The organism is Frankia sp. Hr75.2, from assembly GCF_949319125.1.
Classification (GTDB): domain Bacteria; phylum Actinomycetota; class Actinomycetes; order Frankiales; family Frankiaceae; genus Parafrankia; species Parafrankia soli.
This window is the reverse complement of sequence record NZ_CASGGV010000343.1, coordinates 68,208-82,283: the sequence shown is the minus strand read 5'-3', so window position 1 is coordinate 82,283 and position 14,076 is coordinate 68,208. Positions and strand designations below refer to the sequence as shown.

The 14,076-nt window shown below is 74.0% G+C and carries 12 protein-coding genes; 5 read left to right on the top strand and 7 right to left on the bottom strand.

Features of this window, described 5'->3' with window-relative positions; genetic code table 11:
- Positions 1-20: 20 nt before the first annotated feature.
- The 3 genes from AC559T_RS33680 (at position 21) to AC559T_RS33670 (ending at position 3,764) form a co-directional block, all read left to right on the top strand.
- Positions 21-1,046: an MBL fold metallo-hydrolase gene (locus AC559T_RS33680; protein WP_165938713.1), complete on the top strand. Its 1,026-nt coding sequence runs from the start codon at positions 21-23 to the stop codon at positions 1,044-1,046.
- A 73-nt stretch (positions 1,047-1,119) separates the two neighbouring features.
- Positions 1,120-2,610 (top strand): GlnX family signal transduction membrane protein, encoded by a 1,491-nt coding sequence (locus AC559T_RS33675; RefSeq protein ID WP_235013983.1) that lies wholly within the window; start codon positions 1,120-1,122, stop codon positions 2,608-2,610.
- Entirely contained in the window at positions 2,607-3,764 is a 1,158-nt protein-coding gene (locus tag AC559T_RS33670; RefSeq protein WP_498871266.1) for a transporter substrate-binding domain-containing protein, read from the top strand. Before AC559T_RS33675 ends, AC559T_RS33670 begins: the two co-directional genes overlap by 4 nt.
- Here the strand turns inward: AC559T_RS33670 and AC559T_RS33665 are convergent.
- The 6 genes from AC559T_RS33665 to AC559T_RS33640 all read right to left on the bottom strand — a co-directional run bounded on the left by AC559T_RS33665 (position 3,745) and on the right by AC559T_RS33640 (position 11,738).
- Positions 3,745-4,722, bottom strand: a complete 978-nt coding sequence (locus AC559T_RS33665) for an FHA domain-containing protein (RefSeq protein ID WP_235013977.1) — start codon at positions 4,720-4,722, stop codon at positions 3,745-3,747. The genes AC559T_RS33670 and AC559T_RS33665 overlap by 20 nt on opposite strands.
- Positions 4,719-6,017 (bottom strand): vWA domain-containing protein, encoded by a 1,299-nt coding sequence (locus AC559T_RS33660; RefSeq protein WP_498871265.1) that lies wholly within the window; start codon positions 6,015-6,017, stop codon positions 4,719-4,721. Before AC559T_RS33660 ends, AC559T_RS33665 begins: the two co-directional genes overlap by 4 nt.
- A 13-nt stretch (positions 6,018-6,030) precedes the next feature.
- Positions 6,031-8,166 carry a serine/threonine-protein kinase gene (locus AC559T_RS33655; RefSeq protein ID WP_235013976.1) on the bottom strand — a complete coding sequence of 712 codons (2,136 nt, stop codon included), beginning with the start codon at positions 8,164-8,166 and terminating at the stop codon, positions 6,031-6,033.
- 302 nt (positions 8,167-8,468) lie between these two features.
- The gene (locus tag AC559T_RS33650; RefSeq protein WP_235013975.1) at positions 8,469-9,035 is read right to left on the bottom strand and encodes a hypothetical protein; all 567 of its coding nucleotides are present in this window, start codon (positions 9,033-9,035) and stop codon (positions 8,469-8,471) included.
- A gap of 67 nt (positions 9,036-9,102) precedes the next feature.
- Positions 9,103-10,119, bottom strand: a complete 1,017-nt coding sequence (locus tag AC559T_RS33645; RefSeq protein WP_498871264.1) for a glutamate ABC transporter substrate-binding protein — start codon at positions 10,117-10,119, stop codon at positions 9,103-9,105.
- Positions 10,116-11,738, bottom strand: coding sequence for a GlnX family signal transduction membrane protein (locus AC559T_RS33640; RefSeq protein ID WP_498871263.1), 1,623 nt, complete (start codon positions 11,736-11,738; stop codon positions 10,116-10,118). Before AC559T_RS33640 ends, AC559T_RS33645 begins: the two co-directional genes overlap by 4 nt.
- 275 nt (positions 11,739-12,013) lie before the next feature.
- Between AC559T_RS33640 and AC559T_RS33635 the strand changes: the two genes are divergently transcribed.
- Positions 12,014-12,517: a hypothetical protein gene (locus AC559T_RS33635; protein WP_498871262.1), complete on the top strand. Its 504-nt coding sequence runs from the start codon at positions 12,014-12,016 to the stop codon at positions 12,515-12,517.
- Positions 12,518-12,925: 408 nt separating this feature from the next.
- Here AC559T_RS33635 and AC559T_RS33630 read toward each other — a convergent pair whose 3' ends face one another.
- Positions 12,926-13,819: a hypothetical protein gene (locus tag AC559T_RS33630; RefSeq protein ID WP_498871261.1), complete on the bottom strand. Its 894-nt coding sequence runs from the start codon at positions 13,817-13,819 to the stop codon at positions 12,926-12,928.
- On the opposite strand from AC559T_RS33630, the gene AC559T_RS33625 reads away from it, so the two are divergent.
- Positions 13,818-14,075, top strand: coding sequence for a hypothetical protein (locus AC559T_RS33625; protein WP_235013972.1), 258 nt, complete (start codon positions 13,818-13,820; stop codon positions 14,073-14,075). The genes AC559T_RS33630 and AC559T_RS33625 overlap by 2 nt on opposite strands.
- The last annotated feature ends 1 nt before the right edge of the window (position 14,076 follow it).

Genomic DNA, 14,076 nt, shown 5'->3' with positions numbered 1-14,076 from the left:
CGCCTGGCGGTGATCGGTTCGTGACCGCCGTGGCGCGGCGCCCCGGGGTGGGCCTGCCGCCCGTGGAACAGCTCCGGCCCGGCCTGTGGAGCATTCCGGTGCCGTTGCCGACGTCCGGCCTGAGCCACGTTTTCGTCTACCTGTTCGAGACCGATCACGGCGCCTACGTGATCGACAGCGGCTGGGACACCGACGCCGCCTTCGCCGCGGTCGAGGCGGGCCTGGCCACGGCCGGCTACGCCGTCACGGACCTGCGCGGGATCATGCCGACCCACATGCATCCCGACCACTACGGTCTCGCCGGCCGGCTGCGCGAGGCGTCCGGGGCGTGGATCGCGCTGCACCCTGCGGACGCCGCGCTGCTGCGCGACCATCCGACCGACCCCATGGAGCTGTTCCAGGCCGTCAACGAGGGGATGGTGCGGGCCGGCGCGCCCGCCGACGCCCTGCGGGACTTCACCGTCGACATGCTGCCGCCCGGCCCGCTGCCCGCGCTGCCGCAGCCGGACATCCTGCTCGAGGACGGGGACCGCCCGGACGTGCCCGGCTGGGATCTGCGCGCGGTCTGGACGCCCGGCCATTCCCCGGGCCACCTGTGCTTCTGGGAGCCGGCCAACCGGCTGCTGCTCTCCGGCGACCACGTGCTGCCGCGGATCACGCCGAACATCCCGTTCGAGGCGCGTGTCGCGGACGACCCGCTGGGCGACTACCTGCGCTCGCTGGACAAGGTCGACGCCCTGCCCGCGGAGGGCACGCTGCCCGCGCACGAGTACCGCTTCGAGGGCCTGTCGTCCCGGCTGGCCGAGCTGCGCCTGCACCACGAGCACCGGTTCGCCGAGGTGATCGCCGCGCTGCGTCCCGGCGCGACCACCGCCTGGGAGGTCGCCCGGCTCATGACGTGGTCGCGGCCGTGGGACGAGATCGGGGGTTTCATGAAGCGCAGCGCCGTCTCCGAGGCGCTCGCGCACCTGCGGGCGCTCGAACGGCGCGGGCTCGTGCACGAGCGGCCCGGCGACCCCCCCACCTGGCGGTTCACCGGGTCGTGATCGGACGTCCGCCGGCGGCGGATACTGCGGCTGCGGTGATTGTGCGAACTGTGTACGATGCGTGACTGTGACGATGCAGGCTCCGGCTGCCGTCCGGTCCGTTCGCCAGTTTCTCGCTGTCGGCGCGGGCTCGCGGTTCGTCGGGGTCCTCGCGGTGCTGATCGGGGCGCTCCTGCTCGCGGGAACGGTGAGCCGCGCGGTGGTCGCCCAGCGTCTCGACGCGACGGAGAGCATCCGGGAGCGGTCCGCGGCTGCGCTGATCATCGCCGAGCGGCTGCGGGCGGCCCTCGCCCGGGCGGACGCGACCGCCGCGGCGAACGTCTTCTCCTGGGTCGACCTCGTGCCGTCCCGCCCGTCGTCGCCCGCGGAGCGCCGGGAGAACTACGACGAGGTGAAGGCCGGCGGCTACTACACCGGTGACCACAGCGGGGACGCCGCCGTCTCCGGGCTCGCGGGTGACGACACGGCTCCCGCCGGGGACGGGCCGGCCGCCCCCAACCAGTACAGCGCCGCGGTGCGCTCGGCGACGACGGCGCTGCTCGAACTGCGCGAGGTCGACCCGGGGGAGTGCGAGTCGGCCCGCGCACCCGGTTCGACGTCGCACTGCGCGATGGACCGGATCGCGACCCTGATCCCGGAGTACGTGGGGCTGGTCGCCGAGGCGTCGGCGAACATCCGCGCGGGAAACACGGTCGGCGGCTCCTACCAGCGGCTGGCGTCCGACCTGATGGCGACGAGCATCCTCGGCCAGACGAACCTGCTGGTCACCGCCTACGGCGACCGGGTGGACGCCGACTACCGCCGGGCGACCGGCGGCCACGGCGAGGATCTGCTGCTCCTCGTGCTGGCCTGTGCGCTGGTCGCCCTCGTCGGCGCACAGGTGTACGTGTACCGCCGCACGCGGCGGATCCTCAACGCCGGCCTGCTGGCCGCGACCGGCGTGCTCGGTGCGGTCGCCGTGGCCTGCCTGGTCCTGCTCGGCGGGCAGCAGAGCCGGCTGTCCGCCGCGCAGCGGGGTGACTTCGTGCCCATGACCCTGCTGGCCGCCTCGCGCACTCTCGCCCTCGAGGCGCGGACCTGCGAGTACCTGTCCCTGGCGTCGCTGGGAAACGGCGACGGCGCCGACGCGTGCTTCCAGCGCGCGGTCGCCGGCCTCGGCTACGGCCTGGACGGCCGCCCCACCCCGACGGCGGGTGCCCTCTCGGCCGCTCTGGCCGAGCTCCCCGCCGAGCGCGCCGAGCTGGCGGCGGAGTTCACCGCCTGGCTGCGGGAGCGCGGTGAGGTGGTGGCGACCCTGCGGCGGCCCCCGCGCCCGACCGCCGGCGCCGGCAGTCCGGACGTCTTCGACGACGTCGTCGGCGTCACCCTGCGGTCGGAGCACTTCGACCGGTTCATCACCCGGGTGGACGGGCTGGTGGGCGCCCATCTCGAGGGCTTCAACGGTGAGGTGGACGCCGGGGCCGCCGACGTGCGCCTCCTCGCCGCCGTCCTCCCGATCGCCCTGCTCACCGCGGCGTCCTGCTGCGTGATCGGGATCAGTGCCCGCGTCCGGGAGTACCTGTGAACAGACGCGCCCGTGTCGTCGCCGTTCTCGTCGTGCTCGGGATCGGGCTGGGGCTGGCCGCGCTGCCGGGGTGCGCGACGACGGGCAGTCCGCTGCCCCGCCAGGCTCGGCCGCTGCCGCCCGCCGACGGCGTCGCAGCCCCGGCCCGTCCCGGGGCGGCCGCCGGCTCGGCGGGGCCCTCGTCAACACCAGGCCAGCCGGGTCCGTCCGCGCAGCCCTGCATCGCCCGCGCGAGTGTGCCCCCGCTCGCCGCCCTGCCGCCGCCGGGAGCGCGCGGATCGCGGATCGAGGCGATCCGGCGGTACGGCTACCTTCGCGTCGGGGTGACCACGGTGGCCCCGCCGTTCGGGTCGATGAACTGGCGCACCATGGAGGTGGAGGGCTTCGACCCGGCCATCGCCGGCGAGATCGCCGGGGCCATTCTCGGCGACCCCGAACTGGTGCAGTTCCGCGCGGTCGACACCCGGGACAGGGAGGCGCTGGTCGCCGACGGCACCGTCGACATCGTCACCGGCACGATGACGATGACCTGCGCCCGCAAGGAGCGGGTCCGCTTCTCCGGGGTGTACTACGAGGCCGCGATGCGCATCCTGGTGCCGGCCGGCGCGGGCCTGCGCACCGTCGGTGACCTCGCTGGACGGCCGGTCTGCTCGTCGCAGGGAAGCACCTCGTTCGAGAAGATCGCGAACCTGGTGCGCGGCCCCGGCCGGCCGATCGCGGTGAACCGGGTGGGGATCGTGGACTGCCTGGCCGCGCTCCAGCGCGGTGAGGTGGACGCGGTGGCCACCGACGACACGATCCTCGCCGGGATGCGTGCCGAGGACGCCACCGTCACCGTCCTCGGTCCCGAGGCGTTCGACGGCGTTCTGGGCCCGGCGGGCCGCGCCGGCCTCGACGAGCCCTACGGCGTGGCGATCGGCCGGACGGATCTCGCGCCGGGCCTCTCCCCGGCCGAGGCCGCGGCGAACCGGGCCGCCGACGACGCCTTCGTCGCCTTCGTCAACCGGGTGCTGCTCGACATGATGACCGGCCCGACCTGGAACAGGCTCCACACCCGCTACCTGCGCGACGTCCTGCGGGTCCCGGGCGTGCCCCCGAACGCCATCCAGCCGAACTGGCCGGACGGCGTGCTCGTCACGGGCGGCGGATCGTGATCCGGGTCCAGGCGCCGACGAACACCCGGTCCCCGTCACGCAGCGAGACGAGGTGCCCGGCCGGGATCGGCTGACTGCTGTCGTTCACCCTGGTCCCGTTGAGGGAGCCGTGGTCGACGACGGCGTAGCCGCCGTCCGGCTGCCGGACGAGGCTCGCGTGCCGCCCGGACACCGCCGGGTCGTCCGCCGGCCCGGACAGGTCGACGCCCACCGGCGGGCCATCCGGCCCGGCGCCGATCAGGATCTCCGGCCCGTCCAGGTGGACCACCCAGGGGAGACGGCCTTCGGGGAGGCGCACGCCGTCCCCGATCACCCGGGCGAAGTGGGCCTCGTCGACCTCGACGACCGCATCCCAACGCGGCGACGCGGCGGGTGCCGGGTATACCCGCGGCACCACCGGACGCCGGCCGGTGGCGAACTCGTACCGGCAGCGCAGGCAGAACCGGTCGGTCGGCGCGGGGCGGGCCCGGCAGTGCGGGCAGTGCGCCGGCGTCGCCTCGGCCCGCGGGAATCGAGGGGCGAAGCTGTCGTCGGGGTCCCAGCTGCCCAGCGGGGGCCGTCCGCGGCCGGCCCGTGGTGCCGGCGGCTCCCCGGAGCCGGCCAGGGCGAGCCCGCCCGCCGCGGCCGGGGGGCCGCCCGGCCCGGCGCCGGCGATGCCGGCATCGCCTGCGGGCAGGTCGTCCGCGGGCTCGCCGTCGGCGTAGTCGTCGGGGTCGTCCGGCACGTCGTCGGGCTCGTCGGGGTCGTCGTCTGTGTCCGGATCGGTGCGCCGCCCGGTCGTCCCGCCGCGGCCGGCGGCATGCTGGGTGGTTGCCCCGGACAGCTCAGGGGTGGGATAGGCCCGCCCCGGGCCGGGGCCGGCCAGCCATCCGGTCGGCGGGCGGTAGGCCGGCCCGTCCTCGCCCTCGCTGTGCGGGCTGTCCCCGTCACCGTCGGCCGGGCCGGTTTCCGTGCTCACCGCGCCCTCCTCGGTTCGAGAGCCCGGGTGAACCGGTAGCGGACCTCGAGCACCTCGAACAGGTGGGGGTCGACGTCGGGCCGCACCCACGGCGCGTCCCCGGCCGGCGCGTCCCCGGCCGGGTCGGCCTCGACCACCTGCTCGAGAATCTCGGCCGTCGCCTGATCGTGGCTGGCGCGGGCCAGGTCGAGCGCGCGGCCCAGGTGCGCGCCGGCCGCGGCGAGGTCGCTGCGGCCCCGCGCGGCCATGCCCAGCCTGATCGCCTCCGCCAGGTCGATCACACCCCTGCTGTGCCGCACCTCCCGGGAGACCTGGGTGTGCAGCTGCTCGTCCGCGGTCCACATCGCCTGGACGTCCCCACCGGCCAGCCGCCGCCCGTCCGTGACGACCGCGATGCGGGCGAGCCGGCTCGGTCGGGTGATCCGGTGCGGGAGCAGGCCGGAGACGGAGAGGTGGTAGTCACGGCAGCCGGCGCCCCACGCCCCGGTGGGGAACTCGGTCTCCTGCCCGCCGACGGCCGTCCCGCGTTCGAGCAGGTCCTCGAGGGTGGGATGCACCTGCTTGAACGTGCTGATCCGTGCCCCGTGCGGGATCCACACCCGCAGCGAGACCGCCGGCAGCGCGCGGGCCATCGCCGCCTTCGTCATCGCCTGGAAGTCGGCGACCAGGTCGGCCGGGTCGGCGATGTCGCGGGCCGTGCCCAGCAGGGTGTCGGACACCGCGGTGAGCTCGGCGGCGACCCAGCCGCGGCCCACGCCCCGGCTGTCGCACTGGAAGTGCCCCCGGCACGCGGCCAGCGCGTCCGCGAAGTCCGCGGCGCTCTCGTGCTCGTTCCGCCCGTCGGTCAGCAGAATGGCGTGCCGGACGGCGTCGGGATGGCCGGCGAACAGGTCCCGGGCCGTCAGCAGCCAGCTCCCGATCGCGGTGCCCCCGGCGGCGCTCATCCGGTTGATGGTCCGCCGGGCCTGGTCGCGGGTGTCCGTGGCGGCGCGGGCCAGGCCGCCGCCCGGCGGGTAGACAACCTGGGCGGTGCCGGTGCCGCGGATCACGGCGAACAGCGTCCCCGGGCGCAGGCCGTCCACGGCCGCGCACGCGGCCCGCCGCGCGGCGTAGATCTTCGTGGCGGGTGTGCTCATCGACCCCGAGCAGTCGATTACGATCACCTCGACGTGCTCGACGTCCGGCTCGCCCGGTGCGCCGTCATCCTCGGCGCAGACCGTGAGCAGGGCATCCGCGTCGGTGACGCCGTCCGGGAGGTATTCGTCGGTGTAGACGTCGACCCGAAAACCGATCACGTCGCCCCGCAGATCACCAGAGGGTCCGCGGGCGGATCCGGTTCGCCGCGTCGACATACCGGATGCGCTCGCGGCGGTCACCGGCCAGCCGGGCGATGTCCCGGTACGCCGCTTCGAGCCCGAGACGCAGCTCACGGGGGACGAGCCTGCGCCCGAACACCTGCTTCGGCCCCGTCCGGGTCGGCCCCGGCGGGCCGGCGCCGACCATGCGCAGCGCGGCGGCGAGGATGTCCAGCCGCAGCTCGGCGCGGCGCCGGCGGTCGAGACCGAGCCGCGGCCGGGAGCTCTCGAGGATGGCCTCGGCGCTGCGCAGGTCGTCCAGGGAGACCACGACCGGCACCGCGCCGGCCTGCTCGGGGCGCAGGTGCGAGCCGACGAGCACGCCGATCATCCGCACTCGGGCGGCCGTGTACGCGTGCGTGGACGCCGGCACCCGACGGTAGGCGTCGAGCTTGCCGTCCCGGTCGTCCAGGCAGCGGGCCAGCCCGAACGCGGCGCTGGTGATCGCCGGGTCGACCTGGCTGACGACGTCGAACAGCTCGGCGGCGCGGGCCCGGTCGCCGGCGTCGGCACTGGCGGTCGCGACGGCGAGCCGCGGCGCCAGCTCGCCGGGCATGCGCGCGTAGACCTTCTCGAACGCCTCGGCGGCCTGCGTCGATCGCCCCGCTGCCAGGTCGAGCAGGCCCTGGCACCAGGTCACCCGCCATTCCCGCGGGTAGGCGGCGGCCAGCTCCCGCACCGTCACCTCGGCCTTGTCGGTGTAGCCGGCGCGCATCTGGGCGCGGGCCAGTGCCAGCCGCGTCTGCCGGGTCGGCTGCGCGACCTCCGCGAGCCGGTCGGCCAGCGCGGCCGGGTCCTCCCCGGGGGTCGTCGCGAGCACCCGGGCCTGCGGGTCGTCCGCGTCGATCCGCAGGTCGGGCAGGATCTCCCAGACCGTCGGCGGCTCGTCGGCCTCGCCGTGGCCGTCGTCGGCTTCGCCCGTCGGATGCAGATCCGGCTCGAACCAGCGGCTGGCCAGCGGCGGGACGTTCCCCTCGGTGCGCGAGGCGATCTCGTAGAGCACCCCGGTGAGCTCCTCGGCGAACTCGGCGACGGTCGCGAACCGGTCGGCCGGGTCGCTCGCCGTGCCCCGGCGCAGCAGGTGGTCGAGGGACTCGAACTCGAGTAGCGGCGCGTGCTCACCCCGCGGCGGCAGCCCGTGCCGGTGGACGTCCAAAAAGCCCGGGAACCGGCCGAGGACGAGCCGGGCCAGCGTGCGGGCGGCGGCGAAGACGTCCGAGGCGACGGTCGGCACGCTGTGCCGGGTCACCTCCGCCGGGCGGAACTCGCCCTCCTCCAGCTCCGGGGCGCGGTAGCCGGGCGTCGACAGGAAGCTGGAGAACTGGTCGTCCAGCCGCCGCGCGCCGCCGAGGTCGATCAGCGTGACCTGCTCGGTGCTGACCATGATGTTGTCCGGTTTGAGGTCGCAGTACGCCAGCCCCCGCCGGTGCAGGTGACTCAGCGCGGGCAGCAGCCGCAGCAGGTAACGGATGGCGTCCGCGGGGGGCAGCGGCCGCGGCCGCCCGTCCGGGCCGGGCGGCTGGGTCTCGGCCAGCCGGGACAGCGACACTCCCGGGACGTACTCCATGACGATGTAGTCCTCGCCCTGGTGCGAGACGTAGTCACGGATCTTCACGATGTTCGGGTGGTTGACGGAGATCAGCATCCGCCGTTCCACCTCGGCGATCCGCCGCGCCTCCGGGTTCGCCACGTCGAGCAGGCCCTTGAGTACCACCCAGGCCTGGATGTCGTCGTCACCCAGGTTGTCGTTCGTCGCCGCGTACACCCAGCCCATCCCGCCGTGGCCGATCGCGCCGTGCACGGTGTACTGCTGCCCGACGTGGTCGCCGGCCGCGAGCTTGACCGTGAACGAGTACGGCTGCCGGCAGCGCGGGCAGACACCCTCCAGCTCGACGGCGCCCTCCGGGCCGGGCCGGGCGACCCTGGTACCGCACGCGGCACACTCGCGCAGGTTCGTCGGCACGTTCGGGCTCGACAGCAGCACGGGACGGTTCGCCACGACGACGTCGCGCCGGACGGGCAGGCGCAGCGGGTCGCGATCCTTGGCGGCCGGGCGGGAGACGCTGATCGGCTGGGTGGTGACCAGCACGGGATCGGCGGTGTCCGGCGCCTGCTCGGCTCCCTGTTCCGGTGCCTGTTCAGCTCCCTGTTCCGTTGGCTGCTCGGCTTCCTGCTCCGGTGTCGCCGCTTGATCCGGTACGGCTTCTCGTTCCGGGGGCGCCGCCTGTGCCGGTACCACTACCGCTGCCGGTGCCGGTGCCGGTCCCGACTCTGTTTCCGTCTCCGATGCCGGTTCCGGGCCGGGCGCGCCACACCGGTTGCAGAAGCCGCTGGTCATGATGACCCCGCCGACACAGCCGGGCCGGACGCACGCGACACCCGTCGGCTCGCTCACCGGCCCGGCCCCTCGGCTCGGACGTCCCGGCTGTGCAGGGCGCGGACGTAGGCCATGGTGAGCCGTTCGGCCTCGGCCAGGTCGGTGGGCGCCCGGTAGAGCTCCTCGAACGCCCGTGCGTGCAGCGCGGAGAGCTCCTCGTCCTCGGCCAGCCCCAGCCGGGCGGCCTTCCCGTGCACGGCCGCGAGACGTCCACGCAGCTCACGGCGCTGGTTCAGCCCGACCGCGTTCGCGCTCGTCACCGCCCGCGCGGCCTGCTCGGTGCTGACGGCGAGCTCGCGCCACTCGGCGAGGCCACGGGCGACGTCGCCGTCGCGCCGGCCCCCGAGCGCGGCGGCGGCCAGGTCGTCGAGCCATGGGCGCAGGCCCACGCCGTCCTGTTCCAGCACGTCGCGGTCGGCGAAGGTGACCAGGCCGACCGGCGCGACGATCCGGCCACGCACGTGCTCGGGTGAGTCGAGCGCTTCGCGTACGAGGTCGCTGAGGCTGGCGAGCTGCTCGCGGGCGGCCGTCAGGTCGCGGGCGATCCCGCCCGCCGAGACTGTCCGGTCTTCACCGGTCACCACCCATCCCCCTTTCCCGGGCGCCGCCGGGCGGTCCCACCACCGGTACCACCCGCCCCGTGCCTGGTCAGCGCGCCCACTGCGGCTCGGGTGGCAGCGACTCCTCGCAGGGCATCTCGGGAGCCTTCCACCTCTCGCATAATTTCAGCCACTCCGGCTTGTCACGCCGTAGACGCTCCAAAACCCCGTTGACGAATCCGGCGAGCTCGGTGTCGTCCCGCTCGAATGCGACACTGTAGTACCCGTCCCGCCCGACTGAGAACGTTCCGAGTACGGCGGTGGCATCCTGTTCCAGCATCCCCACCAGACTCGCGTCGTTCGCGGCCACGACGTCGACCTCACCCTGCTGGAAGGCAACCAGACAGTCGGACAGCTCGTTAAGGTGATCCACGATCTCGAACGTGGGATGGGTTTGATGGGTATTCTCCAGGTTCGTCAGCGTCGTCGTCCCCCGCGGGGCGCACACCCGTTTCCCGGCGAGTTCCTCCGGGAAGTCGATGCCGGGCCCCGCTTCCGAGTGCGTGCTCTCCCGATGGGAGAGCAGCCGTGGATGGGCGGTGAAGTAAGCCGCGGACAAACCCACACGCTCGGCCCGTGACTCCGAGTAGGTCAGGGTGCTGACGAGGATGTCCACCTCCCCGTTCTCAACCGCCGGCAGGCGTTCCGCGTAGCTGACCGGGCGGTACCGCACCTTCTCGTCCGCCGTACCCGGACCAAACAGGGCCTCTGCGATCCGCTGGGCGAGCTCGACGTCGAAGCCCTCGAACCGGTGCAACACCGGACTCCACGCGCCGCGGGTCTGGGTGTCGCGCGAGACACCCACCCGTAGGAAGCCGCGTTTGCGGATCCTGTCGAGTGAGCCTCCCGACACGAAGTCCCCGGCGTCGGCGGGCGGGACGAGGTTCGTGGGCACCGCAGCCTCAGGACGGGCCTCCTGGGTTGCCTCGGCCGCCTCGGCCGACGCGGTCACCAGCGGCTCCCATGGCTGGTCGGCCGCGCGGGGCAGGTCACCGGAAACGGTCGAGCACCCGACCAGCGCCGCTGCGGTCATCAGCGCCGCCGCCACCAGCGCGGCGCGTCTCACCCGTATTCCCGGATCCGCGGCGCCAGCCCGGCGGCGGCCAGCACCGCCGCGAGCAGGAACAGCGCCCCCGCGCCGGCGGCCACGCCGCGCAGCGCGTCGCCGGCCCCGGCGACCTCGGTGCCGAACCGTGCCTCGGCCACGCCGTCCGCCTTCGTCAGCGCCCTGTCCAGCTCCATGAACCGACCCGTGGCCCTGGGCGTTGAATCGCCGACCGGGGCGTCGATCGCGGTAGCCCCAGCCTGGCGGGCGGTGTCGACGAGTTTGACGATGCCCGGATCGAGCGGGCGAGCCGTCGCCGGACCGCACCAGCGCACGAGATTCGGGTCGCGAGTCGCCGCTTCGTGCGGTCCGGGCAGGCCTTCCACCGCCGCGCTCGCCGCGCCCGCACTGCTCGGTTCGTTCAGGGCCCTCGGTTCGTTCAGGGGTGTGGTGCCCGGCTCACGGCCTCGGGCGGCGCAGGCGAGCTGCGCGGCGGTCTGGTCGAAGTCGGCGTCGAAGACGATCTCACCGCCCTGAGCGATCCGCCAGTAGAGAACGTCCCCCTCCGCGCGCAGCGCGAGATGGCGGACCCGAGCCAGCATCGCCTGGACGTCATAGCCCTCGGACCGGGCGCTCGCCAGTTTCGCCCGCTCGGTGGCCAGGGCTGCCTGCGGCCAGATGATCCCCACCGTGACCAGGAGCGTGGCGGCGAGAAGGCCCGGATTCAGCCATCGGCGGGTCCACAGCACGCCGAGCACCTGGGCGGCCGCCAGCGCCGCGAGCGCGAGTAACGCGACCACGGCCAGCCCCGCGACGTCGCCCGCCCGGGTCGCGCGCCGGAACGCCTGCGCCTGATCCTCCGTGTGGGAACGGGCGAGTGTCGCGCTGGCGGGCAGGAGGTGGTCGTTCATGAGCGAGTTGGCCATGCGCAGGTAGGCTCCGCCGACGCTCATGCCCATGCGGTCGTTGGCACGGGCCTCGCCGACGTAGCGCGTGTACACCGGAGTGAGGCAGACCAGCGTGGCCAGCGCCGCGGCCGCGGCCTCGCTGCTCGGCGGCGCCGCGGACCGGGCGCCGCCCCTGCCTGATCCGCCCTTGCCTGGTCCGCCACTGGCTCCGGCCGCCCCGGCTCCGGCTCCGGCTCCAGCTCCGGCTGTGGCCCCGGCCGTGGCTGAGCTGGTCGGGCCGGAGCTGGTCGGACTCGGCCTGACGGTGGCGGGGGGCTCCTGCCCGGGGCAGGCGAGGCCGCCGGACCCCGGATCGGTGGTGGCTCCGGCCCGCACCATCGCCTCGTTCGCGGCCCGCATCGCGGCGGCGAAGTCGTCGTAGGGAGCCGCGCCCGGCGTGGTGCTGATCCCGAGGAACGTCGAGGCCTCGGCCGCCGCCGCCTCAGCCAGGTGCCGGTGGATGTCCCAGGACGCCTGGGTGCCGGCCATCGTCTGCCTACTGATCGCCGACACCGCGTGGGCGCGCCGCTCAACCACGGCGATGGCGCCCACCCCGGCCGCCGCGCACAGGCAGACACACATGACGGCGCAGATCAGGAACCATGTAGGCGTCGCGGGACGGCCGTGGTCGGCCGCCGGGGTGTACGGCGGAGGCTCGCCGTCGCGGCTGACCGTGGTGCTCCGGACACTCACGGGTCGAAAGTGTGCCTTAAGTGACTGATTCGTTCCTCCTCGAGGTGCGGCTCGGCCCGGGTGGCCTCCCGGGTCCGTGGCCCGGGTCTGGCCCCGAGGGGCCGGACGCGGTCACGGCCGCAGACCGGCGTGATGCCTGACGGTGACCTTGGAGTCGCGTGTGGTCCGCACGCGGCCGACCCCACCACCAATAAGTGTGGTCAGCACTGATCATTAGGGATCGGATTCGGTCGGATGCTGGGACGGACCCGGGTTCCCCCACTACGATTTGGACGATGCTCGGTAGCCGCGTGCCTCTTCGCTCCGACAACTGTGCACTATTGTTCCATCGACTTCGCGAGGGTGTTCTCACCCTTGATCCCGCGGTCGAGGGAATGCGTCGTCCCACAGATGGCACCGTAGTGTGGGGTGCGCTGATGGAAATCGGGATGACCGAGGGCACAGCCACGGTTGTCTCGTTGGCCGATGGCACCACCAGCCTCTACACGAGTGCCGGTGGCGGCCTGGTGGGCGGTGGCGCACACCGTGTCGTGGTCGCCGCGACCCGCCATTTCCTCTCGGTCGTCGGAGCACACCTCGACACCTTCGACGAAGACTCGGAGCGAGCGCCTGTCCCGGAGTCCGGGCGGGTGACCTTCCGTGCTCTCACGTATGTTGGTCGCCGATACCTGGACCTGTCGGAGAAGGACCTCTGTGAACCGGGACATGCCTTTTCTGCGCTTTATCAGGCCGGTCATGAGGTCGTTGCCCGACTACGCCTGGTGAACGCACGCGATTAGTCGTCGACGGGTACCGTTTTCGTCGATCCCGTGGCGTTCGCGGCCTCGTGCCGTGGCTGGTCGTATGGCACGGTCGGCCACGTCCCGTGGTCAGCTGTGTGCTGCGGTCGGCCTCGTGCGGAGGCTCCGTCCCCGCCCCCGGTCATTCTGCTGCGCCGTCATTCAGCCCTCACGTCGAACCGGCCCGGGCCGTTCTGATCCGAGTTGTCCCGCTGACGTATGAGGTGGCTCGGCCAACACGCTTCGGTGGCCCCCGCCGGATGCGTCCCCGGCGCGGAGATCCTGGACGGGTACGCCGTCGTCCAGCCCTGGTCCGCGCTGTTCGGTCCTCGTCGCTCAGCCGTCGCGTCACCCGGTGGCTTCGACGCTCCGTCATCAGTAATATACGCTGGGTAATAATGATCTAACCTAGGCTTGCTGCTTCGGGACGCGCGACGGAGGGAACGGGACCATGGCGACCAGTTCATCGGAGACCGGCACGTCCAGTAACGGCGCCGGTGCCATCAGTGGCTCGGTCGGTCGCCCGGAGTCGATCCAGGCGGTCACCCCTCCCTTCTCCGCCGTGCCGCCGGCGAGTGCCACGGCCTCGGCGGCGACCAGGTCGGGAAGCGCTCCCACCCGGGCTGACGAGGCGGGTACCGACCAGCACACGGCGCCCCGCCTGCCCGCCATGGAGCCGGCCTCCACCAGCTCGCCCGCCGTGACCGCGCCCGCCGGCGGCTCGCCTGCCCCGTCTTCGCCCACCGCGACGAGCTCGCCCGTTGCCGCGAGTTCGACTGCCGCGGCCTTGACAGCGGGCCCGGCGTCCGGCCGGTCCACCTCCGCCCGAGGCTCGCGGGCGGGCGCGTCCCGCGGCACGACGGCCCGCGCCGCGGCGACCGGCACCAGGGCCACGGGCACGCCGTCCCGCGGGACGGCGGCTCGGGGCGGCACGGCCCGCACGGGCACGGCACGGAGCACGGCCGCGCGGAGCACTACGGCGCGGACGACCAGCGCACGGAGCACAACGGCGCGTGGGAGCACGACCCGTCCGACGGGGAGCGGTCCCAAGCCGGAACGCGCCGCCGCGACCCGGGGGCGGTTGACGCGCACGGCGGCGCCACAGCCCGCGCAGCCGGCGGTGGCTCGGGCGGCGGCGGCCCGGCCGGCAGGGGCTCGGCCGGCAGGGGCCCGGTCGACGACGTCCCGGTCGGTCGTGTCCCGGGCGGCTGGCACGGTTCCCGAAGCGGCCGCGTCGGCGGTCACCGCCGTCCAGAAGCTGTTTCGTGGGCGCAGGGAGCGGGCGGGGCGGGTCGTTGTCATGCGCCTGCCCTATGTCACCGCGCGGCTGGAGGTGGCGCCGCCACCGCGGACCGACGGCGTCCGGATCGGGCCGCTCGCCCTCCCGTCGGCGAAGCGGACCGCCTACTACGCGGGCCTTGGCGCGCTGGCCGCCATCGAGATCATCGAGTGGCCGATCGCGGCCGCGATCGCCGCGGGTACCTATGTCTCCCAGCACAGCCGGCCCGTGAGCGCGGGCCGCGACGGCGGCACCGGCCACCGTTCGCCGAGCGCCTGAC